This is a genomic window from Mycobacterium angelicum, from assembly GCF_002086155.1.
Taxonomy (GTDB): domain Bacteria; phylum Actinomycetota; class Actinomycetes; order Mycobacteriales; family Mycobacteriaceae; genus Mycobacterium; species Mycobacterium angelicum.
This window is the reverse complement of record NZ_MVHE01000001.1, coordinates 154,268-174,733: the sequence shown is the minus strand read 5'-3', so window position 1 is coordinate 174,733 and position 20,466 is coordinate 154,268. Positions and strand designations below refer to the sequence as shown.

Annotated in this window: 17 protein-coding genes and 1 pseudogene; 12 read left to right on the top strand and 6 right to left on the bottom strand. The window is 67.6% G+C overall.

Annotated elements, in window-relative coordinates:
• Nucleotides 1-123 precede the first annotated feature (123 nt).
• From BST12_RS00805 to BST12_RS00795, 3 genes are all read left to right on the top strand, one after another.
• Entirely contained in the window at nucleotides 124-1,137 is a 1,014-nt protein-coding gene (locus BST12_RS00805; RefSeq protein ID WP_083111086.1) for a DUF3152 domain-containing protein, read from the top strand.
• 94 nt (nucleotides 1,138-1,231) lie between these two features.
• Entirely contained in the window at nucleotides 1,232-2,425 is a 1,194-nt protein-coding gene (moeZ, locus tag BST12_RS00800) for an adenylyltransferase/sulfurtransferase MoeZ (protein ID WP_083111085.1), read from the top strand.
• Nucleotides 2,426-2,571: 146 nt separating this feature from the next.
• Nucleotides 2,572-3,426, top strand: a complete 855-nt coding sequence (locus tag BST12_RS00795; protein WP_083111084.1) for a TIGR02569 family protein — start codon at nucleotides 2,572-2,574, stop codon at nucleotides 3,424-3,426.
• Here the strand turns inward: BST12_RS00795 and BST12_RS00790 are convergent.
• Both BST12_RS00790 and BST12_RS00785 read right to left on the bottom strand, forming a co-directional pair.
• Entirely contained in the window at nucleotides 3,423-3,731 is a 309-nt protein-coding gene (locus BST12_RS00790; RefSeq protein ID WP_083111083.1) for an MGMT family protein, read from the bottom strand. The genes BST12_RS00795 and BST12_RS00790 overlap by 4 nt on opposite strands.
• Before the next feature lie 3 nt (nucleotides 3,732-3,734).
• Nucleotides 3,735-4,520, bottom strand: coding sequence for an alpha/beta fold hydrolase (locus tag BST12_RS00785; RefSeq protein WP_083111082.1), 786 nt, complete (start codon nucleotides 4,518-4,520; stop codon nucleotides 3,735-3,737).
• 9 nt (nucleotides 4,521-4,529) lie between these two features.
• Here BST12_RS00785 and BST12_RS00780 point away from each other — a divergent pair, with 9 nt between their 5' ends.
• The 5 genes from BST12_RS00780 to nudC are packed head-to-tail and all read left to right on the top strand — an operon-like array spanning nucleotide 4,530 to nucleotide 13,965.
• Nucleotides 4,530-5,471, top strand: a complete 942-nt coding sequence (locus tag BST12_RS00780; protein ID WP_245849988.1) for a DUF6159 family protein — start codon at nucleotides 4,530-4,532, stop codon at nucleotides 5,469-5,471.
• A gap of 40 nt (nucleotides 5,472-5,511) precedes the next feature.
• Nucleotides 5,512-8,634 carry an ATP-dependent helicase gene (locus BST12_RS00775; RefSeq protein WP_083111080.1) on the top strand — a complete coding sequence of 1,041 codons (3,123 nt, stop codon included), beginning with the start codon at nucleotides 5,512-5,514 and terminating at the stop codon, nucleotides 8,632-8,634.
• Nucleotides 8,631-11,927 (top strand): ATP-dependent helicase, encoded by a 3,297-nt coding sequence (locus BST12_RS00770; RefSeq protein ID WP_245849986.1) that lies wholly within the window; start codon nucleotides 8,631-8,633, stop codon nucleotides 11,925-11,927. The genes BST12_RS00775 and BST12_RS00770 overlap by 4 nt, the downstream gene beginning before the upstream one ends.
• A 50-nt stretch (nucleotides 11,928-11,977) precedes the next feature.
• Complete coding sequence (locus BST12_RS00765) at nucleotides 11,978-13,045, top strand: potassium channel family protein (RefSeq protein ID WP_083111078.1); 1,068 nt, start codon at nucleotides 11,978-11,980, stop codon at nucleotides 13,043-13,045.
• Nucleotides 13,045-13,965, top strand: coding sequence for an NAD(+) diphosphatase (gene nudC, locus BST12_RS00760; protein ID WP_083111077.1), 921 nt, complete (start codon nucleotides 13,045-13,047; stop codon nucleotides 13,963-13,965). The genes BST12_RS00765 and nudC overlap by 1 nt, the downstream gene beginning before the upstream one ends.
• A gap of 25 nt (nucleotides 13,966-13,990) precedes the next feature.
• On the opposite strand, the gene BST12_RS00755 is transcribed toward nudC, so the two are convergent.
• Nucleotides 13,991-14,668 (bottom strand): sensor domain-containing protein, encoded by a 678-nt coding sequence (locus tag BST12_RS00755; protein ID WP_083111076.1) that lies wholly within the window; start codon nucleotides 14,666-14,668, stop codon nucleotides 13,991-13,993.
• Nucleotides 14,669-14,776: 108 nt separating this feature from the next.
• On the bottom strand, nucleotides 14,777-15,022 hold the full coding sequence (gene mrx1, locus BST12_RS00750; protein ID WP_083111075.1) for a mycoredoxin Mrx1: 246 nt from the start codon (nucleotides 15,020-15,022) through the stop codon (nucleotides 14,777-14,779).
• A gap of 106 nt (nucleotides 15,023-15,128) precedes the next feature.
• On the opposite strand from mrx1, the gene BST12_RS00745 reads away from it, so the two are divergent.
• From BST12_RS00745 to BST12_RS00740, 3 genes and pseudogenes are all read left to right on the top strand, one after another.
• The gene (locus tag BST12_RS00745; RefSeq protein ID WP_170062031.1) at nucleotides 15,129-17,228 is read left to right on the top strand and encodes an ATP-dependent DNA helicase UvrD2; all 2,100 of its coding nucleotides are present in this window, start codon (nucleotides 15,129-15,131) and stop codon (nucleotides 17,226-17,228) included.
• 122 nt (nucleotides 17,229-17,350) lie between these two features.
• Nucleotides 17,351-17,647: pseudogene (locus BST12_RS34770) on the top strand (hypothetical protein); the annotation flags it as partial.
• Nucleotides 17,644-17,907 (top strand): WhiB family transcriptional regulator, encoded by a 264-nt coding sequence (locus BST12_RS00740; RefSeq protein WP_083111073.1) that lies wholly within the window; start codon nucleotides 17,644-17,646, stop codon nucleotides 17,905-17,907. The pseudogene BST12_RS34770 and the gene BST12_RS00740, both read left to right, overlap by 4 nt.
• Here BST12_RS00740 and BST12_RS00735 read toward each other — a convergent pair.
• A complete protein-coding gene (locus BST12_RS00735) occupies nucleotides 17,904-19,247 on the bottom strand; it encodes a macrolide-binding ATPase MABP-1 (protein ID WP_083111072.1) in 1,344 nt (447 codons plus the stop codon). The two genes, BST12_RS00740 and BST12_RS00735, sit on opposite strands and share 4 nt — an antisense overlap.
• A 165-nt stretch (nucleotides 19,248-19,412) precedes the next feature.
• On the opposite strand from BST12_RS00735, the gene BST12_RS30545 reads away from it, so the two are divergent.
• A complete protein-coding gene (locus BST12_RS30545) occupies nucleotides 19,413-19,586 on the top strand; it encodes a hypothetical protein (RefSeq protein ID WP_139801423.1) in 174 nt (57 codons plus the stop codon).
• A gap of 1 nt (nucleotide 19,587) precedes the next feature.
• On the opposite strand, the gene BST12_RS00730 is transcribed toward BST12_RS30545, so the two are convergent.
• Complete coding sequence (locus BST12_RS00730) at nucleotides 19,588-20,442, bottom strand: cyclodehydratase (RefSeq protein ID WP_083111220.1); 855 nt, start codon at nucleotides 20,440-20,442, stop codon at nucleotides 19,588-19,590.
• Between the last annotated feature and the right edge of the window lie 24 nt (nucleotides 20,443-20,466).

Below are 20,466 nucleotides of genomic sequence, written 5' to 3'. Positions count from 1 at the left end.
CGCAACGACATTACTACCCGAGGTGTTGGTAACCGATGTTTCGGTGCCCACAGAAGTCAGTCAGAAGCCGTATTCGGGCGCGCCAGGGGTCGCCGCCACGGTCAGCTGTGTAATCCTGGGAAAATGACGTCCCCACGCCCCGGGCGAGTGCCTGTGCTGCGTGAGGAGTGGCGCGAACCGCTGCGGGCCCAGCGCGACCCGCTGGCCTCCAGTGCCGGACGGACCCGCGCCGACCGCGAACGCCCACGTCAATGGCGCAAACAAAGCTGGCTGGGACGGTTCGTCTCGACGTACGGCTGGCGCGCGTACGCGTTGCCCGTTCTGGCAGTGATCACCGTGGCGGCGGGTTACCAGACAGTGAGCGGCATGGGTGCGGCAAAGCCGACGGCGGCCCACGCCGTCCACGACCAGCCGGCTATCGGTGCGGTGGGCACGGCGATCATCGACACGCCGCCCAAAGGCCTGTCCGCCTTCGACGCCAACCTGCCGGCCGGGACCCTGCCGGATGGCGGTCCGTTCACCGAAGCCGGCGACAAGACCTACCGGGTGGTTCCGGGCACCACGCCGCAGTTCGGTCAGGGCACCGCAAAGGTGTTCCGCTACACCATCGAGATCGAGAACGGTCTCGACCCCACCATGTACGGCGGCGACAACGCTTTCGCTCAGATGGTTGACCAGACGCTGGCCAATCCCAAGGGCTGGACGCACAACCCGCAGTTCGCCTTCATCCGGATCGATAACGGCAAGCCGGACTTCCGGATTTCACTCGTCTCACCGATGACCGTGCGGGTGGGATGCGGCTACGAATTTCCGCTGGAGACGTCGTGCTACAACCCCTCCTTCGGGCCGGACCGGCAGTCGCGGGTCTTCATCAACGAGGCGCGCTGGGTGCGCGGTGCGGTCCCGTTCGAAGGCGACGTGGGGTCCTACCGGCAGTATGTGATCAGCCACGAGGTTGGGCACGCCATCGGCTACCTGCGCCACGAGCCATGCGAGAGCCAAGGTGGCCTGGCTCCGGTGATGATGCAGCAGACGTTTTCCACGTCGAACAACGATGGGGCGAAGTTCGACCCCGAGTTCGTCAAGCCCGACGGCAAGTCCTGCCGGTTCAATCCCTGGCCGTACCCGATCGCCTGACGGCGATGAGTGCAGGGAAGCCTGCCGAGATGATTGCCGTTGATTCGGGCAACTGCTGTGATGGTTAGAGCTGATACAACCGAGGAGATATCCGGTGTCATCGTCATTGCCGCCGCTAGTCGAGCCCGCGGGTGAGCTCACCCGCGAAGAGGTGGCTCGCTACAGCCGTCATCTGATCATTCCCGACCTGGGCGTCGACGGGCAGAAACGACTCAAGAACGCGCGGGTGCTCGTCATCGGTGCCGGCGGGCTCGGCTCACCGACGCTGCTCTACCTGGCGGCGGCCGGCGTCGGCACCATCGGCATCGTCGACTTCGACGTCGTCGACGAATCCAACCTGCAGCGCCAGATCATTCACGGCTCGGCCGATGTCGGGCGCTCCAAGGCGCAGTCGGCACGCGACTCGATCGTGGCCATCAATCCTTTGATCAACGTGCGGCTGCACGAGTTCCGGCTGGAGTCCGACAACGCCGTCGACCTGTTCGGGCAATACGACCTGATCCTGGACGGCACCGACAACTTCGCGACGCGCTATCTGGTCAACGACGCCGCGGTGCTGGCCGGCAAGCCGTATGTGTGGGGGTCCATCTACCGGTTCGAAGGACAGGTATCGGTGTTCTGGGAGGACGCTCCGGCCGATGAGGCCGGCAACGAGCGCGGCCTCAACTACCGCGACCTGTACCCCGAGCCGCCCCCGCCGGGCATGGTGCCGTCGTGTGCCGAAGGCGGCGTGCTGGGCATCATCTGCGCCTCGATCGCGTCGGTGATGGGCACCGAGGCGATCAAGCTCATCACCGGGATCGGCGAAACGCTGCTTGGCCGGTTGATGATCTACGACGCGCTCGAGATGAGCTACCGCACGATCAAGATTCGCAAGGACCCGTCGACGCCGAAGATCACCGAGCTGATCGACTACGAGAACTTCTGCGGAGTGGTGTCCCCCGAAGGCGCGGCCCTCGCCGCCGATTCCACCATCACCCCGCGGGAACTGCGCGAGATGCTGGACTCCGGCAAGAAGCTGGCGCTGATCGACGTTCGTGAGCCGGTCGAGTGGGACATCGTGCACATCGATGGCGCTCAGCTGATCCCGAAATCGTTGATAAGTTCCGGTGAGGGTTTGGCTCAGCTGCCGCAGGACCGCACGACGGTGCTGTATTGCAAGACCGGGGTCCGCTCGGCCGAAGCGCTGGCCGCGGTGAAGCAAGCCGGCTTCTCGAATGCGGTCCACCTGCAGGGTGGGATCGTGGCGTGGGCCAAGCAGATGCAGCCCGACATGGTCATGTACTAGCCGAAAGCCCGAAGTACCTCCGCTAGGCACATCGTCGCGCTCCTCAGCGCGTCGTGACGACGCGCATCGTCGCCCGACTAGTCGCATTGTCGCGCTCCTCAGCGCGTCGTGACGACGCGCATCGTCGCCCGACTAGGCTGACCCGTGTGACTGTCGAGCCGCCGCCCGAGCATGTGTTGGCGGCGTTCGGCCTGACCGGCGTGCAACCTGCGCTTTTGGGCGCCAGCTGGGAGGGCGGCTGGCGCTGCGGCGAGGTCGTGTTGTCGACGGTGGCTGATCATGCCCGCGCGGCATGGTCGGCGCGGGTGCGCGAGACGTTGTTCGTCGACGGGGTGCGCCTGGCCCGACCGGTCCGCTCGACGGACGGCCGCTACGTGGTTTCCGGCTGGCGGGCAGACACATTCGTCGCCGGGACACCGGAGGCCCGCCATGACGAAGTCGTCTCGGCGGCGGTGCGGCTGCACGAAGCCACCGGAAAGTTGGAGCGCCCCCGGTTCCTCACCCAAGGGCCGACCACCCCCTGGTCGGACATCGACGTCTTCATCGCCGCCGACCGGGCCGCCTGGGAAGAGCGGCCGCTGCAGTCGATTCCACCGGGGGCACGCACGGCCCCCGCGACCGCAGACGCCGAACGATCGATCGAACTGATCAATCAACTTGCCACCCTGCGCAAGCCGACCCGCAGTCCCAATCAGCTCGTGCACGGAGACCTTTACGGCACAGTGCTTTTCATTGGCACCGCCGCGCCCGGGATCACCGACATCACGCCGTACTGGCGGCCGGCGTCCTGGGCGGCCGGGGTGGTCGTCGTCGACGCGCTGTCATGGGGCGAGGCCGACGACGGACTCATCGAGCGGTGGAGCGCGCTACCGGAATGGTCGCAGATGTTGTTGCGCGCCTTGATGTTCCGCTTGGCCGTGCACGCCCTGCATCCGCGGTCCACCGCCGAGGCGTTCCCCGGTCTGGCCCGCACCGCGGCGCTGGTGCGGCTGGTGCTCTAACGCCGGCCGGGAAATTCGTGGCGGACCTCGGCCAGGGCGATCCGGCCGTCTACGGCCAGCACACCTTCGGCGCGCAGTAGCTCCAACTGACGGGTGCTCAGGTGCCGGGCCGGGCGGCCCGAGGCGGTGATCACCCGGTGCCAGGGCAGGTCAGAGGAGTCGACCCGCATGATCCAGCCGACGATGCGGGGGCTGGAAAGGCCTGCGACAGCGGCGATGTCGCCGTAGGTGGCAACCTTGCCGGACGGGATCGAGGCGACCAGCGAACGTACCAGTTCTACCTGCTCGTCGGTGATCGCCGCCATGGATCAGCGGGCCTTCAGCCGGTCGCGGATCACCGCGGCGGTCTGCGCGGGCATGGCTTGGGGCACCATGTGTCCGCACTCGAAGTCCAGCAGTTCGAAATCGTTCCCGAGTCGGTCTTGCAGCGCCGAGACGAGCTGCGGGCTGACGTACTGCGGGTCGGCGCGGGCCGCACGGACCAATGTGGTCGTCGTCCCCGCGTGCGGAAGCACGATGTCGCGCGCCAACTCACTCCAGTAGCACACCATCGCCGCCAGGTTTATCCGCCAGCTGCACCGTCCGTTCGGCAATGCGATGAGGTGCTCGGCTATTTCGGCATCGAGCACGGCCGGGTCCACATCCGACCAGGCGCCGAACGCCTTCTCCGCGCGCGCCTCCGCGGGGTCGGTGTAGTCGGGATAGGCCACCATCGCGTCGACGACCTCACGAACCCGGTCGCCGTCCAGGGCAACGGCGGGATCCAGCAGGACCAGCGCCGCCACCTGGTCGGGGTGAGCGGCGGCCAGTTGCAAGGCAATGGCGCCGCCGAACGAGTGCCCAACGACCAGCACCGGACCGTCGGCTTGAGCGTCGACCAGGGCGGCCAGCGCGGAAACATTGGCGTCGATGCTCCACGGTGCAGCCCACGAAGATCTGCCGTGGCCCAGCAGATCGGGTGCGGCGACGGTCGTTTCGGGCAGGTAGCCGGACAGCAGTTCCCAGGCCTGCCCGTGCTCGGTCACTCCATGGATCGCCAACACCTGCACCGGGCCGGCCGGACCGTAGCGGTGCACGTGAAGGTCGGCGGTCACGCGTCGATAATGCCAGCACCGCCGCGGCGGCTGTTACGCCCTCGCGGCTCCCGAGGCGGGCTAGGATACCGCTCACGTGAGGCGGTTGAGACCCTATGGGGGGCATCAATGGGCAGTATCAAACGTGGATGGGCGCTGACGGGACAAAGCTGGCAGGTCTTGAAGCGCGACCGATCGCTCGTCATCTTCCCGGTGCTGTCGTCCATCTTCGCGCTTCTCGCCGTGGCGGCCATCTGGGCATCGGCACTGATCGCAAAGGGTTTGTTCGGAGGACAGCAGACCGGCAAGCATGATCCTGTCCTGTATGTCGCCGGTCTGGCTACGGCGTACGTATCGACGTTCATCGCCATCTTCTTCAACGTGGCGCTCGCCGCGTGCGCGGTGCGGTCAATGCGTGGCGAGGACACCAAGGTCGCCGAAGGGATCAGCGCCGCGGCACGCCGGATCGGTCCCATCCTCGGCTGGACCTTCGTGGCGACAACCGTCGGCCTGATCCTGCGTGCGCTCGAGGAACGGTTGCCGGCGCTGGGCAGGATCGTCGTCTATCTGGCCGGCGCCGCCTGGGCCATCGCGACGTTTTTCGTGATCCCGGTGGTCGCGCTGGAAGGCACGGGTCCGATTCAGTCGCTGAAGCGGTCGGCCGGCGTGGTGAAGGCACGGTGGGGCGAGGGAGCGACGGGCGCCGCCACAATAGGTCTGGCAACCTTTCTGATCAGCCTTGGCATCGTGCTCGTCGGCGGTGCGGGTGGCGTCGCGCTGATCTCGATCCGCCTGCTGCCGTTGGGCATAGCCGTTCTGGCCGTTACGGTCGCGGCGGTCATCGTCGTCTCGTTCATCTCCAGCGCGCTGAGTCAGATATTCCGCGTCGCCGTCTACCAATACGCGGTCAGTGGCGAGGCGCCGGGTGAATTTGACCGCGAGATGCTGCAGTTGGCGTTCGTGCGGCGCTAATTCAAGGGGTCTTGTCAGACCCTTCTGATTGCATGCCGTTATGTCATTCAGTTGGGGAGCCGAGGCGCGGGGGATTCTGACATCGGGTGTGCGTGGCTTGGTGCGCATCCTCGGCGGTCCGGGCACCGGTAAGAGCAGCTTGCTGGTCGAGGCGGCGGTTGCGCACATCGAGGCCGGTGTCGATCCGGAATCGGTTCTGCTGCTTACCGGTTCGGGCCGGCTCGGGATGCGGGCGCGCAGCACATTGACGACGGTGTTGCTGGGGTCGCGCTGCGGTGGTCCGCGTCGTGCCGCGGTTCGAGATCCGTTGGTACGCAGCGTGCACAGCTATGCCTACGCGGTGTTGCGGCGGGCCGCCGAGCGTGCGGGGGACGCGCCGCCGCGGCTGGTCACCAGCGCCGAACAAGACGCCATCATCCGCGAATTGCTGGCCGGTGACCTGGAAGACGGATCGGCCGCGGCGACGAGCTGGCCGGCACATCTGCTGCCGGCGCTGAGTACCGCCGGTTTTGCCACCGAGCTGCGAGACATGTTGTCGCGCTGCTCGGAACGTGGTGTGGACCCCATGGATCTGGAACGACTTGGCCGTCGGTGCGGGCGCCCGGAATGGAGCGCCGCCGGTCAATTCGCCCGACAGTACGAGCAGGTGATGCTGTTGCGTGCGGCGGTGGGGACTGCCGCACCGCAAGCGAGCGCGCCGGCGCTGGGGGCCGCCGAACTGGTCGGGGCCGCGTTGGAGGTCTTCGCGGTCGATCCCGAATTGCTGGCCGCCGAACGCGCGCGGATCCGGGTCTTGTTGATCGACGACGCGCAGCAGCTGGACCCGCAGGCAACCCGGCTGGTGCGGGTGTTGGCCGGGGGCACCGAACTGACCCTGGTTGCCGGCGACCCGAATCAGGCGGTATACGGCTTCCGGGGTGGTGAGCGCACCGGGCTACTCGCCGACGAAAGCCCGGCGGTGAGATTGACTGTGTCACACCGTTGTTCGCCTGCTGTGGCGCGCGCCGTCAGCGGAATCGCCGGGCGGTTGCCCGGAGGCAGCGCCGGGCGGGAAATCGAGGGCACCGGAGACGACGACGGGTCGGTATCGGTGCGGCTGGCTGGGTCGGTGCACGCGGAGGCGGGCATGATCGCCGATGCGCTGCGGCGCGCCCATCTCATTGACGGGGTGCCCTGGTCGCAGATGGCGGTGATCGTCAGGTCGGTGCCGCGAGCCGCCGCGCGGCTGCCGCGGGCTTTGGCTGCCGCCGGGGTCCCGGTGGCCATTCCCGCGTCCGGCGGTTCATTGTCCGACGATCCCGCGGCGCGAGCCCTGCTCACTGTCCTGGCCGCGACCGCTGACGGACTCGACGGCGACCGGGCGCTGGCATTGCTGGCCGGGCCCATTGGCCGAGTCGATCCGGTCGCCCTTCGCCAGCTGCGCCGCACCCTACTGCGCAATCAAGTCAGCTGCGCGCCAAGCGAATTCGGTGACCTTCTGGTGGACACGCTCACCGGCGACACACCGCTAACGGGCCCGCAGTCAAGCGCAGTGCGCCGGGTGCGAGCCGTGCTGGCCGCGGCCGCTCGCTGCCACCGGGACGGACAAGACCCGCGGTACACACTGTGGGCGGCGTGGCATCGGTCCGGTCTGCAACGGCGCTGGCTGGCGGCCATCGAGCGGGGCGGTCCGGCCGGCGCCCAGGCCGCCCGGGACCTGGCAGCGGTGACCGGCTTGTTCGACATCACCGACCACTATGTGTCGCGCACCGCGGGCGCGTCGCTGCGTGGACTCGTCGAGCACGTCGCCGCCTTGCAGCTGCCCACTGTGAGCCGCGAGCCGGTAGCGCAGACGGAGCAGGTCAACGTGCTCAGCGCGCACGCCGCGTTGGGCCACGAATGGGATTTCGTGGTGATCGCCGGCCTACAGGAAGGGTTGTGGCCCAACACGATTCCGCGTGGTGGTGTGCTGGGCACCCAGCGGCTGCTCGATGAGCTCGACGGCGTCACGGCGGATGCGTCGGTGCGCGCGCCATTGCTGGCCGAGGAGCGCCGGCTGCTGGTCTCGGCGATGGGGCGGGCTCGACGGCGCTTACTGGTGACGGCGGTCGACAGTGACACCGACGGCGGCCAGCAGGTGGCGTTGCCGTCGGCGTTCCTGCACGAGATCGCGCAGTTGGCCGGCGATGACGATGCGATGCAGCCGGTCTCGGCTCCGCGGGTGTTGTCGACCGCCGCGGTGGTGGGCCGGTTGCGTGGTGTGCTGTGTGCGCCCGACGGCGTGGTGACTGAAGTCGCTCGGACTTGTGCCGCAAAGCAATTGGCCCGGCTGGCCAAAGCCGGTGTGCCAGGCGCCGATCCGGGCGGCTGGCACGGGCTGACTTCGGTCAGTACCACCGAACCCCTGCGCGATGCCGGCGATGTGGTCGCGTTGACACCGTCGACCCTGCAGACACTCAACGACTGCCCGCTGCGCTGGTTGGCCGAACGGCACGGGGCAACCAACGCGCGCGAACTTCGGTCCACCGTCGGTTCGTTGCTACATGCACTCATCGCCGATCCGGCCAAGAGTGAATCGCAATTGCTGGCCGAGTTGGACCGGGTGTGGAAGCAATTGCCCTTCGAGGCGCAGTGGTATTCGGCTAACGAACTTGCGCGGCATCGGGCCATGATCGCGGCGTTCGTCGACTGGCGCGCGCGCTCCCGGCACGAACTCACCGAAGTCGGCGTCGAGGTGGACGTCGACGGTGTCCTGGGCTCACTGCGCGAGGACGGTGGCGCGGTTCGGCTGCGTGGCCGCGTCGACCGGCTCGAATGTGACGCGGCCGGCCGACTGGTGATCGTCGACGTCAAAACGGGCAAGACGCCGGTGACCAAGGACGACGCCCAGCAGCATGCCCAACTGGCGATGTATCAGCTGGCGGTGGCCGAAGGTTTGGTGCCCGCTGGCGAAGAGCCCGGCGGCGCCCGACTGGTCTACGTGGCAAAGAGCGGAGCCGCCGGTGCTACCGAACGGCAACAGGATCCGCTGACCCCCACCGCGCGGGAGGAATGGCGCGAGCTGGTCCGGCGGGCTGCGGATGCGACCGCCGGGCCGCAATTCGTCGCCCGGCGCAACGCGGGCTGCTCGCATTGCCCGATCCGGCCCGCTTGTCCGGCCTACGCCGACGGGCCACAGTCGTGACTGCGGCCGCGGTGCGGTACAGCCCTGCCGAATTGGCTTGTGAGTTAGGTCTTTTCCCGCCCACCGACGAGCAGGCCGCCGTCATCTCGGCGCCGCCTGGCCCACTGGTCGTGATCGCCGGGGCTGGCGCCGGAAAGACCGAGACGATGGCTGCCCGAGTGGTCTGGTTGATCGCCAACGGCTACGCCGAAGCAAGCCAGGTGCTCGGGTTGACGTTCACCCGCAAGGCCGCGGGCCAGCTGCTGCGCCGCGTCCGCTCCCGGTTGGCCCGATTGGCCGGCCTCGGACTGGGCTCAGCGACGCCGGCAGCCGGCTCGCCGACGGTCAGCACCTACCACGCATTCGCGGGCTCGCTGCTGCGTGAGTCCGGCCTGCTGTTGCCCGTCGAGCCCGATACCAGGTTGCTCAGCGAGACCGAGCTGTGGCAGCTCGCCTTCGATGTGGTCAACGGCTATGACGGGCAGCTGAGCACCGACAAGAACCCCGCGGCGGTTACCTCGATGGTGCTGCGGTTGTGGGGTCAGCTCGCCGAACACCTGGTGGACACCCGGCAGCTGCGCGATACCCACGTCGAGCTGGAACGGCTGGTTCATGTATTGCCGCCGGGCCCCTACCAGCGCGACAGCGGTCCCAGTCAGTGGCTGCTGCGGATGCTGGCCACCCAGAATGAGCGGGCCGAGCTGGTGCCCCTGCTCGATGCTGTGCAGGAGCGCATGCGCGCGGGCAAGGTCATGGACTTCGGCATGCAGATGGCGTCGGCGGCTCGGTTGGCGGCGACCTTCCCGCAGGTCGGGCGCGATCTGCGCAGCCGTTACCGGGTTGTGCTGCTCGATGAGTACCAGGACACCGGGCACGCTCAGCGCATCGCGTTGTCGTCGTTGTTCGGCGGCGGTGTCGACGACGGGTTGGCGCTGACGGCAGTCGGCGACCCCATTCAGTCGATCTACGGCTGGCGGGGTGCTTCGGCGACCAACCTGCCGCGGTTCACCACCGACTTTCCCTTGTCGGACGGCAGCCCGGCGCCAGTCCTGGAGCTGCGCACCAGCTGGCGCAACCCGCCCCGAACGCTGCAGGTGGCTAACGCAATTTCGGCGGAGGCGCGGCGGCGATCGGTGAAGGTGCGCGCGTTGCGCTCGCGTCCGGACGCCCAGCCCGGGACTGTCCGCTGTGCGCTGTTGGCCGATGTGCGCGCCGAACGGGACTGGATCGCCGATCACCTGGAGAAGCATTACCAACGCGCCCGGGCCGACGGGGTCAATCCACCCACCGCCGCGGTGCTGGTACGCCGCAATGCGGACGCCGCACCCATCGCCGACGCCCTGCGCGCCCGCGGAATTCCGGTGGAAGTCGTCGGCCTGGCCGGCCTGCTGTCCATCCCCGAAGTCGCCGAGGTCGTTGCGATGTTGCGGCTGGTAGCCGACCCGACGGCCGGCGCCGCGGCGATGCGGGTACTCACCGGTTCGCGGTGGCGGCTCGGTGCCAAAGACCTCGCCGCGCTGTGGTGGCGCGCGCTGGCGCTGGTCGGCGGCCCGCCGCCCAACCCATCGCCTTCGCCCGAGTCGGTCGCGATGGCGACCCATATGGACACCGACACCGCGTGTTTGGCCGACGCCATCTGCGACCCCGGTCCACCCGACCGGTATTCGGTGGCGGGATACCAGCGCATCGCAGCGTTGGCCGGCGAATTGAACGCCCTGCGCAGCCACCTGGACCATTCGCTGCCCGACCTCATCGCCGAGGTACGGCGGGTATTGGGCGTCGACTGCGAAGTCCGGGCCGCGTCGGCGGCCGCGGGGGAGTGGGCGGGCGCCGAGCATCTGGACGCCTTTGCCGACGTCGTCGCCGACTACGCCGAAACAGCAAGCGGCACAGCCAATCAGCCCTCCGTGGCTGGTCTGCTTGCCTACTTGGACGTGGCCGCGGTGGTGGAGAACGGGTTGGCGCCGGCCCAAATCGTCGTTGCCCGCGATCGGGTCCAGGTGCTCACTGTGCACGCCGCGAAGGGTTTGGAATGGCAGGTGGTTGCGGTGGCACATCTGTCCGGCGGATCCTTTCCGTCGACAGTTTCGAGAAGCAGCTGGCTCACCGACCCCGGTGAGTTGCCGCCGCTGCTACGGGGCGATCGCGCCTCGACAGGAGCGCTCGGTATACCGGTCCTGGACACTTCGTCCGTCACCAACCGGAAACAGTTGTCGGACAAGATCTCCGAACACCGTCAGCAACTCGACCAGCGACGCGTCGACGAGGAGCGTCGGCTGTTGTATGTGGGCGTCACCCGGGCCGAGGACACCCTGCTGGTGTCGGGCCATCAGTGGGGGTCCAGCGGAATCAAACCGCGTGGCCCGTCGGATTTCCTGGTCGAGCTCAAAGACATCATCGACCGCTCGGCGCAGGGCGGTGATCCCTGCGGGATGGTCGAGCACTGGGCCCCCGCGCCGGCCGATGGCGAACGAAACCCATTGCGCGACAGTGTTATCGAAGCGATCTGGCCTGCTGAACCGCTGGCGCGCCGCGGCGACGTCGAGCGCGGGGCGGGGCTGGTGGCTGAGGCGATGTCGGCGGATGAAACCATTCCGCACGTCGATACCGGTGACGATGTAGGCGACGATGTCGAGGGCTGGGCCGCCGACGTTGATGCGTTGTTGGCGGAGCGTGCCCGTGCGACACAACCACCTGCCCTTTCGCTGCCGGCCCAGTTATCGGTGAGTGGCCTGGTGGAGCTGGCCCGCGACCCTGTCGGCGCCGCACTGCGACTGAAGCACCGGCTGCCCGCACGCCCGGATCCGCACGCCTTGTTGGGCAATGCTTTTCACTCCTGGGTCCAGCAGTTCTACGGCGCCGAGTTGCTGTTCGATTTAGGAGACATTCCCGGCGCCGCGGACTCCGCGGTTGGCGACTCCGAAGAATTGGCGGCGTTGCAGGCGGCGTTCGCCCAGTCGCAGTGGGCGTCTCGCACACCGATCGCGGTCGAGGTGCCATTTGAAATGCCGATTGGCGACACTGTGGTGCGCGGCCGCATCGACGCGGTGTTCGCCGACCCCGATGGCGGCTTCACGGTGGTGGACTGGAAGACCGGTGAGCCGCCACACGGACGCGAAGCCACGCGGCAGGCCGCGGTCCAGCTTGCCGTCTACCGGCTGGCGTGGGCGGCATTGCGCGGCTGCCCGGAATCCGCGGTGCGTACCGCGTTTTACTACGTGCGCACCGGATCCACCCTGGTCCCCGAGGTGCTGCCCGGTCCCGCGGAGCTGGCCGCCCTGCTGGCCGACTCCGGACGAGCTAGCGAGGCGTGAGCGTGGTTACATGTGTCTCGTGCGCTGGGTTGAGCCGATGACGGACCGCTGTGGGCAGCGTTAGGTCGCGCTTGAGCGGTCTGGATCAAAAGCTGACCGCCCAGCCCAGCTATGCGCTGGTCGGTGTGCTGCGGATCCCGCAGGGGCAGGCAAGCCCCGCTCGCATCATTTCTCGTCGCATCACCATCGCGCTGGTGGCGTTGTTGATCGCCGCGATCGCCGTTTATCTCGACCGCGACGGCTATCACGATGCGCGCGGCGAGCAAGTGACATTACTCGATTGCCTGTACTACGCGGCGGTGACGCTGTCGACGACCGGATACGGCGACATCACGCCGGTTTCTGAATTCGCCCGCGCGGTCAACGTCTTGGTCATCACACCCCTGCGGATCGCGTTCCTGATCTTGTTGGTCGGCACGACGCTCGAAGTCGTCACCGAAACGTCCCGTCAGGCACTGAAGATCCAGCGCTGGAGGAGCAAAGTGCGTAACCACACCATCGTCATCGGCTACGGCACGAAGGGAAAAACGGCCGTCGCCGCCATGCTCGGTGACGCGGTGACTCCGGGCGAAATCGTCGTCGTCGACACCGACCGGTCCGCCCTCGACCGCGCCGCGGCCGCCGGCCTGGTCACCGTGAACGGCGACGCGACCAAATCCGACGTACTGCGCCTGGCTGGGGCTCAACATGCCGCCTCGATCATCGTCGCCACCAGCCGAGACGACACCGCCGTGCTGGTCACGCTGACGGCGCGGGAAATCGCACCCAAAGCAAAGATCGTGGCGTCCATCCGGGAGGCCGAGAACCAGCACCTACTGCAGCAATCCGGCGCCGACTCGGTCGTGGTTTCCTCGGAAACAGCCGGCCGGCTGCTCGGCATCGCCACCACCACCCCGAGCATCGTGGAAATGATCGAAGACCTGCTGACACCGGATGCCGGGCTGGCCATCGCCGAACGCGAGGTGGAGACCTCGGAGATCGGCGGGTCTCCGCGGCACCTGCGCGACATCGTGCTCGGTGTGGTGCGCGACGGCCGCCTACTGCGCATCGGCGCGCCTGAGGTGGACGCCATCGAAGCCACCGACCGGCTGCTCTACATCCGCAACGTGGGGCACTAGTGCCCGAATTTCAACTGCACAGCGTTCCGTTGCTGTCGCGCGTCGGTGCCGACCGCGCCGACCACCTGCGCACCGACGTGGAAGCGGCCGCGGCGGGATGGGCGGACGGAGCGCTGCTGCGGGTGGATTCCCGCAGCCAGGTATTGGTTGCCAACGGCCGAGTGGTGCTCGGCGCGGCCGCGGCGCTGGGCGACAAGCCGCCGCCGGAGGCCGTATTCCTGGGCCGCATCGAAGGCGGCCGCCATGTCTGGGCCATTCGCGGCGCACTGGAGCCGTCCGAGGATCTGCACGCCGAGGTACTGAACATCCGCACGCTCGGCAAGATCATGGACGACATCAGCAGCCAATTGGTTTCCGCGGCGACGGCCCTGCTCAACTGGCATGAGAGTGCCCGCTTCAGTGCCCTGGACGGCACGCCCACGCGGCCGGCCCGAGGCGGCTGGTCGCGGGTCAACCCGCTCACCGGTCAGGAAGAGTTCCCGCGCATCGACCCGGCCGTGATCTGTCTGGTGCACGACGGCGGCGACCGGGCCGTGCTGGCCCGTCAGGCCGTGTGGCCGCAGCGAATGTTCTCGCTGCTGGCCGGGTTCGTCGAGGCGGGCGAATCGTTCGAAGTCTGCGTGGCCCGCGAGATCCGTGAGGAGATCGGGCTGACCGTTCGCGATGTGCGCTACTTGGGCAGTCAGCCCTGGCCGTTCCCGCGCTCGCTCATGGTCGGCTTCCACGCATTGGCCGACCCCGAGGAGGAGTTCTCGTTCAACGATGGCGAAATAACCGAAGCGTCGTGGTTCACCCGAGACGAGATCCGCGCAGCGTTGCAAGCCGGTGACTGGACCAGCGCGTCGGACTCCAAACTGCTTCTGCCCGGCTCGATTTCGATTGCCCGCACCATCATCGAATCCTGGGCCGAAGGCGACTGAGGCCGACTGAAGGACAACCAGCGGACTACTTGACCCGATCGCTGATGGTCTGAATGACGTTGGTGGCAATCCGCTCGGCCGGCTCGATACCCAGCACCCCGACCGACATCAAGACCGCGTTCTTGGCCCGATACAAATGGCTCCAGCCGTCATCGGTGATCCTCAGGGTGGAGGCGTCCGGCTTGTCCAGGGTGAAGTCGTAGTTCGGGTCATGCAGGGCCATGCACGCATTCAGCGAGGACTCCAGCTGGTCGAGGGCCTGGCGCGCGGTGTGTGCGTCCGGGTAGATCGCGACCGCCTGGCTGACGGAGTCGATCATGGCGGGCCCGCCGGGCCTCAGGTCGTCAGTCACTCCGCTGTAGCCCGCGCTGCGAAACTCCAGCCAGCCGCTGGCAAAGGTGAGATCGCTGGTTCCGGCCGCCCGGCACGGACCCGGAGCATTCATGTCCCCCTGCGGCGGATGGCGCAGGTCGGAATGTTCGTGCGAGGTCAGTTCGTCGTAGTTGGCGATGCGGCGCACTTCTTCGACGCTGATGATCAGCGCGTCGGCGCCCGAGGCGGTGGTGGTGGGCGTCGACTTGGCCGCCGTGCTGTTGTGAGAGCACGCCGTGATCGCAGCGACCGCAAAGCACGTGACGAAGGCCGACCTGCCCGCACGGGCAGCGGCGGTCCGAATTTTGCGGGTGGTGCCGTTGGGCCTCATCGTCGATAGCCGTTTTCTGCGGACTGCCGTCCGCGGTTGCTTTGGCGTTATGGTACCGACGGGTCTACCCCAAATGTGCGCCAACCACGCGGCCGTGTCGGTCCGCGATCAGCTGGCCAGCTTGTTTTTAACCTCACCCGCGCTCGGATTGGTCATCGTCGAGCCGTCGGCGAACTTCACCGTCGGCACCGTCCTATTGCCCCCATTGACCGAACCCACGAACTCCGCAGCCGCGGCGTCGTGCTCGATATCGACCTCGTCGTACGAAATCCCGTTGGCCTTGAGCGCTGTCTTGAGCCGATGGCAGTAACCACACCACGACGTGGTGTAGATGGTGAGCGCAGCATTGGTCATAGCCCGATAACGTAACCCGGCGAAGAACCATTCCGTGCACCGGCCGGCTGCGAAACGGCGTGGCGACACGCCAGGTTTGTCGGACACCCCTGTCAAGATGGACGCCATGCCGATGGTCGCTGACCAATTGACCACCGGGCTTGATGAAGAGCAGCGCGAAGCAGTGCTGGCTCCGCGCGGCCCGGTATGTGTGCTCGCGGGCGCCGGAACCGGCAAGACCCGCACCATCACCCACCGGATCGCCCAGCTCGTATCCAGCGGTCATGTCGCCGCGGGCCAGGTGCTGGCCGTGACGTTCACCCAGCGTGCCGCGGGCGAGATGCGATCCCGGTTACGAGCGCTCGACGCCACGGCGCAGGGCGGCTCCGGCGTCAGCGCCGTGCAGGCGCTCACCTTTCATGCCGCCGCGCACCGCCAGCTGCGGTATTTCTGGCCGCGGGTGGTCGGCGACACCCGTTGGGAGCTGCTCGACACCAAGTTCGCCGCCGTGGCCCGGGCCGCCAGCCGCTGCCGGCTCAATACCAGCACCGACGACGTACGCGACCTCGCCGGTGAGATCGAATGGGCCAAGGCATCCCTGATCGGCCCCGAGGAATACGCGGCCGCGGTGGCGGCCGGAGGCCGCGACATCCCGATGGACGCCGCCAAAGTCGCCCAGGTCTACACCGCGTACGAGGCGCTCAAGGTCCGCGACGAGAACCTCGCGCTGCTCGACTTCGACGACCTGCTGCTGCACACCGCCGCCGCGATCGAAAACGACGTCGCGGTGGCCGAGGAGTTCCGCGACCGCTACCGCTGCTTTGTCGTCGACGAGTACCAGGACGTCACCCCGCTGCAGCAGCGCGTGCTGTCCGCGTGGCTCGGCGGCCGAGACGACCTCACGGTCGTCGGCGACGCCAACCAGACCATCTATTCGTTCACCGGAGCCTCACCGCGCTTCCTGCTCGACTTCTCGCGGCGGTTCCCCGACGCCACGGTGGTGCGCCTGGAACGCGACTACCGGTCTACCCCGCAGGTGGTGTCGCTGGCCAACCAGGTGATCGCCGCGGCCCGCGGGCGCGTCGCGGGCAGCAAGCTGCAGCTGATCGGCCAGCGAGCGCCCGGTCCGGCGCCGTCGTTCCACGAGTACCCGGACGAGGCGGCCGAGGCCGCCGCGGTGGCGGCGTCGATCCATCGGCTCATCGAATCCGGCACTGCGCCATCCGAAATCGCCATTCTGTACCGGGTCAATGCCCAGTCGGAGGTCTACGAGGAAGCGCTGACCGAGGCCGGCATCGCCTACCAGGTTCGTGGCGGTGAGGGATTTTTCAACCGTCAGGAAATCAAGCAGGCGCTGCTGGCCCTGCAACGCGCGTCCGAGCGCGGCACCGAAGGGCCGCTGCCCGAGGTGGTTCGCGGCATCCTCGAACCGTTGGGCCTCACGGCCGAAGAACCCGTCGGTACCCGCGCCCGCGAGCGCTGGGAGGCACTCACCGCGCTGGCCGAACTGGTCGACGACGAGGTCGCGCAACGCCCGCAGCTGCAGCTGCCCGGTCTGCTGGCCGAGCTACGCAGCCGGGCCGACGCGCGGCACCCGCCGGTCGTGCAGGGGGTCACGCTGGCCTCCCTGCATGCCGCCAAGGGGCTGGAGTGGGATGCGGTGTTTCTGGTCGGCTTGGTCGACGGCACCGTGCCGATCTCGCACGCGTTGGCGCATGGTCCCGAAAGCGAACGCGTCGAAGAGGAGCGTCGCCTGCTCTACGTCGGAATCACCAGAGCGCGAGTGCATTTGGCGCTCAGCTGGGCGCTGGCACGTGCCGCCGGCGGGCGTCAGAGCCGTAAGCCGTCACGATTCCTCAACGGCATCGCGCCCCAGACGCAAGTCGAGCAGGCGGGCAAATCCCGACGCAACCGGGGCACGGCCACCCGGTGCCGGATCTGCAACAACCCGCTGACCACGCCGGCCTCGGTCATGCTGCGGCGATGTGAGTCATGTGCCGGCGATGTCAACGAGGAGTTGCTGCTGCAGCTCAAGGCGTGGCGGCTGGACATGGCCAAGGAGCAGAAGATGCCCCCCTACATCATCTTCAGCGACAACACCCTGATCGCGATCGCCGAGCTGCTGCCGGCCGACGACGCGGCGCTGATCGCCATTCCGGGGATCGGCGCCCGCAAGCTGGAACAGTACGGTCCCGACGTGCTCGCGCTGGTTCGCCAAGCGCGTTGATGGACGAAAACCGCTGGTCAGAAAATCGGTTGTCTCCGTCGGCGGCTAACGTCTACCCTCGTAGACGCATATCGCCGGCTCGCGCTGATGGCTGGCACGCGTACGAGAGGAGGGTGGCCACGATGATCGACAGCAATGCGTTCGGTGTAGGCGTGGCTGCCACGGTGCTAACCGCTGCAACTCCGCCCGCCGCCCATGCCGCCGTGCCGGCGGCAGCGGTCAAGCACCGTGTCGCCGCCGCGACTGAAGCGTCCGTGAATCGGGGCTCAACCTAGCTACCCAACGAGCCCGCCAGATGGCCACGGACCCGAAGTCAGCAGGATCCGTGGCCACAGTTTTTGGGTCGAGCACCTCCCGACCTGGTCCGGATCACTGAAAAGGACAGCCACCAGACCAGGAAGCAGGTGAATAGGACATGTCGGCCCCGACAGTCCCCAAAAGAAGGCAGCTGGCCCTGCCATGTCACGTCGGCGATCCCGACCTATGGTTCGCCGACACCCCAGCCGATCTCGAGCGTGCCAAGACGCTGTGCGTGGACTGCCCTGTCCGGCGGCAGTGCCTGGCTGCCGCGCTGGAACGCGCCGAACCCTGGGGAGTGTGGGGCGGCGAGATCTTCGAGCGCGGCTCGATCGTCAACCGCAAGCGTCCGCGCGGGCGTCCGCCAAAGGTCGCGGCTTAGACGACGGCCGTGTCGGGCTCGGCGAAGCCGGGAATCAGTTCCTCGGTCAGGGCCTTGATCGGTACGTGTGCATCCAGCTGGCACAGGATGGCTGCCACCGACGCGATCACCCGCATCGGAATCGCGAGCTTCGGTGGCAGGTCCATCTGCCGGGCCGCCTTGATCTGCGCCACCGAGCGGTCGATCTGACTCACCGTCATTCGCTGCAGCCACTTGCGGGTGTAGTGGAAGACCTCGACCTCGATGGGCTCGACATACTGACGCAGCATCTCGTCGATCTCGCGCACGGAAACCTGTTGCCCGCGCTGAATGAACCCGGCCTTCTCCATCGTCGGCAACAGCATGTCGTAGTTCTTGTCGCGGGCCAGGCGAATGGTCATCCCGAGCTCGATCGGGTAGCCGCCGGGCAGCGGCGCCACCGCACCGAAGTCGATGACGCCCATTCGGCCGTCGGGCAGCAGCATGAAATTCCCGGGGTGGGCATCGCCATGCAGCATTCCCACCCGGCTTGGCGCGTCGAAGGTGAGCTCGAGCAGCAGCGTGCCCATCAGGTCGCGTTGTTCGGGCGTCCCGTGCCGGATGATCTGGGACATCGGCACGCCGTCGATCCACTCCTGGATCACCACCTTGGGCGCGCTGGCCACGATGTGGGGCACCACAAAGCGTGGGTGCCCGGCGTACGCCTTGGCGAAGGCGCGCTGGTTGTCGGCCTCCAGCCGATAGTCGAGCTCCATCTCGGTGCGCTCGATCAGTTCGTCGACGACCCCCTGCACGTCGGCGCCCGGTGAAAGCTGCTTGAGCACGCCCACCATCCGCTGCATGGTTTTCAAGTCCGCCCGCAACGCCTCGTCGGCACCCGGGTACTGGATCTTTACGGCAACCTCGCGGCCGTCGGACCAGACCGCTTTATGTACCTGGCCGATGCTGGCCGAAGCCACCGGAGTGTCGTCGAACGAGCTGAACCGCTCCCGCCACTTGGTACCGAGCTGCCCGTCGAGCACCCGATGTACCTTCGCCGCGGGCAGCGGCGGGGCGTCCTTCTGCAGTTTGGTCAGCGCCTCGCGGTAGGGCTCGCCAAATTGCTCGGGAATGGCGGCTTCCATCACCGACAGCGCCTGGCCGACCTTCATCGCCCCGCCCTTGAGCTCACCCAGAACGGTGAAGAGCTGGTTGGCCGCCTTCTCCATCAACTCGGCGTTGACTTCGTCTTTGGATTTGCCGGTCAGCCGTTTACCGAAGCCCAGAGCCGCCCGGCCGGCCATGCCGACCGGCAGGCTGGCGAGCTTCGCGTTGCGCGCGGCGCGGCCACGCTTGATGTCTGCCACCCACCCATCATCCATGACCGCTGGTCGTTCGGGCCATTGATCTGACAACAACCGTTCGCAAGCTCCTCGTCAACCTGTGCGCCGGCGCTGCCGAGACCCCGCAACGTAGGTAGTGTCTTGCCCGTCGCAACGGCGCGATCTGTCGAAACCCCATGTCCGGAGGGTGGCCCGCGAAAAACCATGTCAGCTAAAACATCTCAGCACGACGCCGCCGAAGCTCTATTCAGGGCGATCATCGAAACGCTGGACAAGCACCGCAAGGACCGCACCCTGACCGAGGGCGTGCTCGACGACCTGGCCAGGGCCTATGCCTCCATCGCGACGAACGTGCCGGAGCAGGGACGTCAGGGATAGCTCAACAGGAGCACAGTGGGTGCTTGGTCCACTGACGCGCCACGATGGACCCTGCGTTGAGGTCGAATTCCAGCGTGGCATTGAGCGCCGAGGGCGGATCGGGTGCCGCGTCCTGGCCGCGCACCGCCGCGATCACCCGGTTTACCTGGCTGAGCGCCAGCGCCGCGGTTGCTAACAAGGTGGCCCTATCGGCCACTCCGACGGTGTCGCGCAGTTGGGCGGCAATGGCCGGCCATGCGGCGTCGCGGTCGCTGCGATGCAGATCTGCGCAGCCCAGGCAGCTCGTCACACCGGGGATGACCAGCGGCCCGACGAGCCCGGTTCCATCGCGAACCCGAACCGGAAGATGCGCGACACCTTTGTGGTGCAGGTCGCGCACCAGACGCGGATCGGCCACCAAGTAATCCGACAGCACCACCAGGTCCACGGTGGCCGCTGTCATCGCCGCATGCGGCTGACTGCTTTGCCCCACCCGGGCGCCCGAGCAGCGCAGCGTCTGCGCGAGCAGATCCGACAGCGGTCCGCGACCATGCACCCGAATCGACGGGGAGCGGCCCCGGGCAGCACGGCATCCCCGGGTGGCCACACCCGCGTCAACGAGCTGCGTCACCAGATTGGTCAGCTCGTCGCCATCGACCAAGCCACGCTCGGCGGCTTGGCGGCGCAACTCGGGCATCGCCATCGGTGAGCGCATGGAGCGCAAGAGTGTGGCCAAACCCGCCACGCTCAGACCGCCGGGCGGACGAACCAGCACCGCGCGGCGCGGGTCCCAGCCCACCTGCACGGCGCCGTCCGGCCGCATCAGCACCGGCATCGCCGGATCCAGGGCATACGAGGAGGGCGCGACCTGCGGCATGAGCTGAAACTGTGCCACGCCGGC

Coding starts and splice junctions, on each gene's coding strand:
- BST12_RS00755 (WP_083111076.1), bottom strand. CDS start 14,668: ATGAGGCCCAACGGCACCACCCGCAAAATTCGGACCGCCGCTGCCCGT.
- BST12_RS00780 (WP_245849988.1), top strand. CDS start 4,530: ATGCCAGCACCGCCGCGGCGGCTGTTACGCCCTCGCGGCTCCCGAGGC.
- BST12_RS30545 (WP_139801423.1), top strand. CDS start 19,413: ATGTCAGCTAAAACATCTCAGCACGACGCCGCCGAAGCTCTATTCAGG.
- BST12_RS00745 (WP_170062031.1), top strand. CDS start 15,129: ATGCCGATGGTCGCTGACCAATTGACCACCGGGCTTGATGAAGAGCAG.
- BST12_RS00740 (WP_083111073.1), top strand. CDS start 17,644: ATGTCGGCCCCGACAGTCCCCAAAAGAAGGCAGCTGGCCCTGCCATGT.
- mrx1 (WP_083111075.1), bottom strand. CDS start 15,022: ATGACCAATGCTGCGCTCACCATCTACACCACGTCGTGGTGTGGTTAC.
- BST12_RS00730 (WP_083111220.1), bottom strand. CDS start 20,442: ATGCCGCAGGTCGCGCCCTCCTCGTATGCCCTGGATCCGGCGATGCCG.
- BST12_RS00790 (WP_083111083.1), bottom strand. CDS start 3,731: ATGGCGGCGATCACCGACGAGCAGGTAGAACTGGTACGTTCGCTGGTC.
- BST12_RS00775 (WP_083111080.1), top strand. CDS start 5,512: ATGTCATTCAGTTGGGGAGCCGAGGCGCGGGGGATTCTGACATCGGGT.
- BST12_RS00805 (WP_083111086.1), top strand. CDS start 124: ATGACGTCCCCACGCCCCGGGCGAGTGCCTGTGCTGCGTGAGGAGTGG.
- BST12_RS00735 (WP_083111072.1), bottom strand. CDS start 19,247: ATGGATGATGGGTGGGTGGCAGACATCAAGCGTGGCCGCGCCGCGCGC.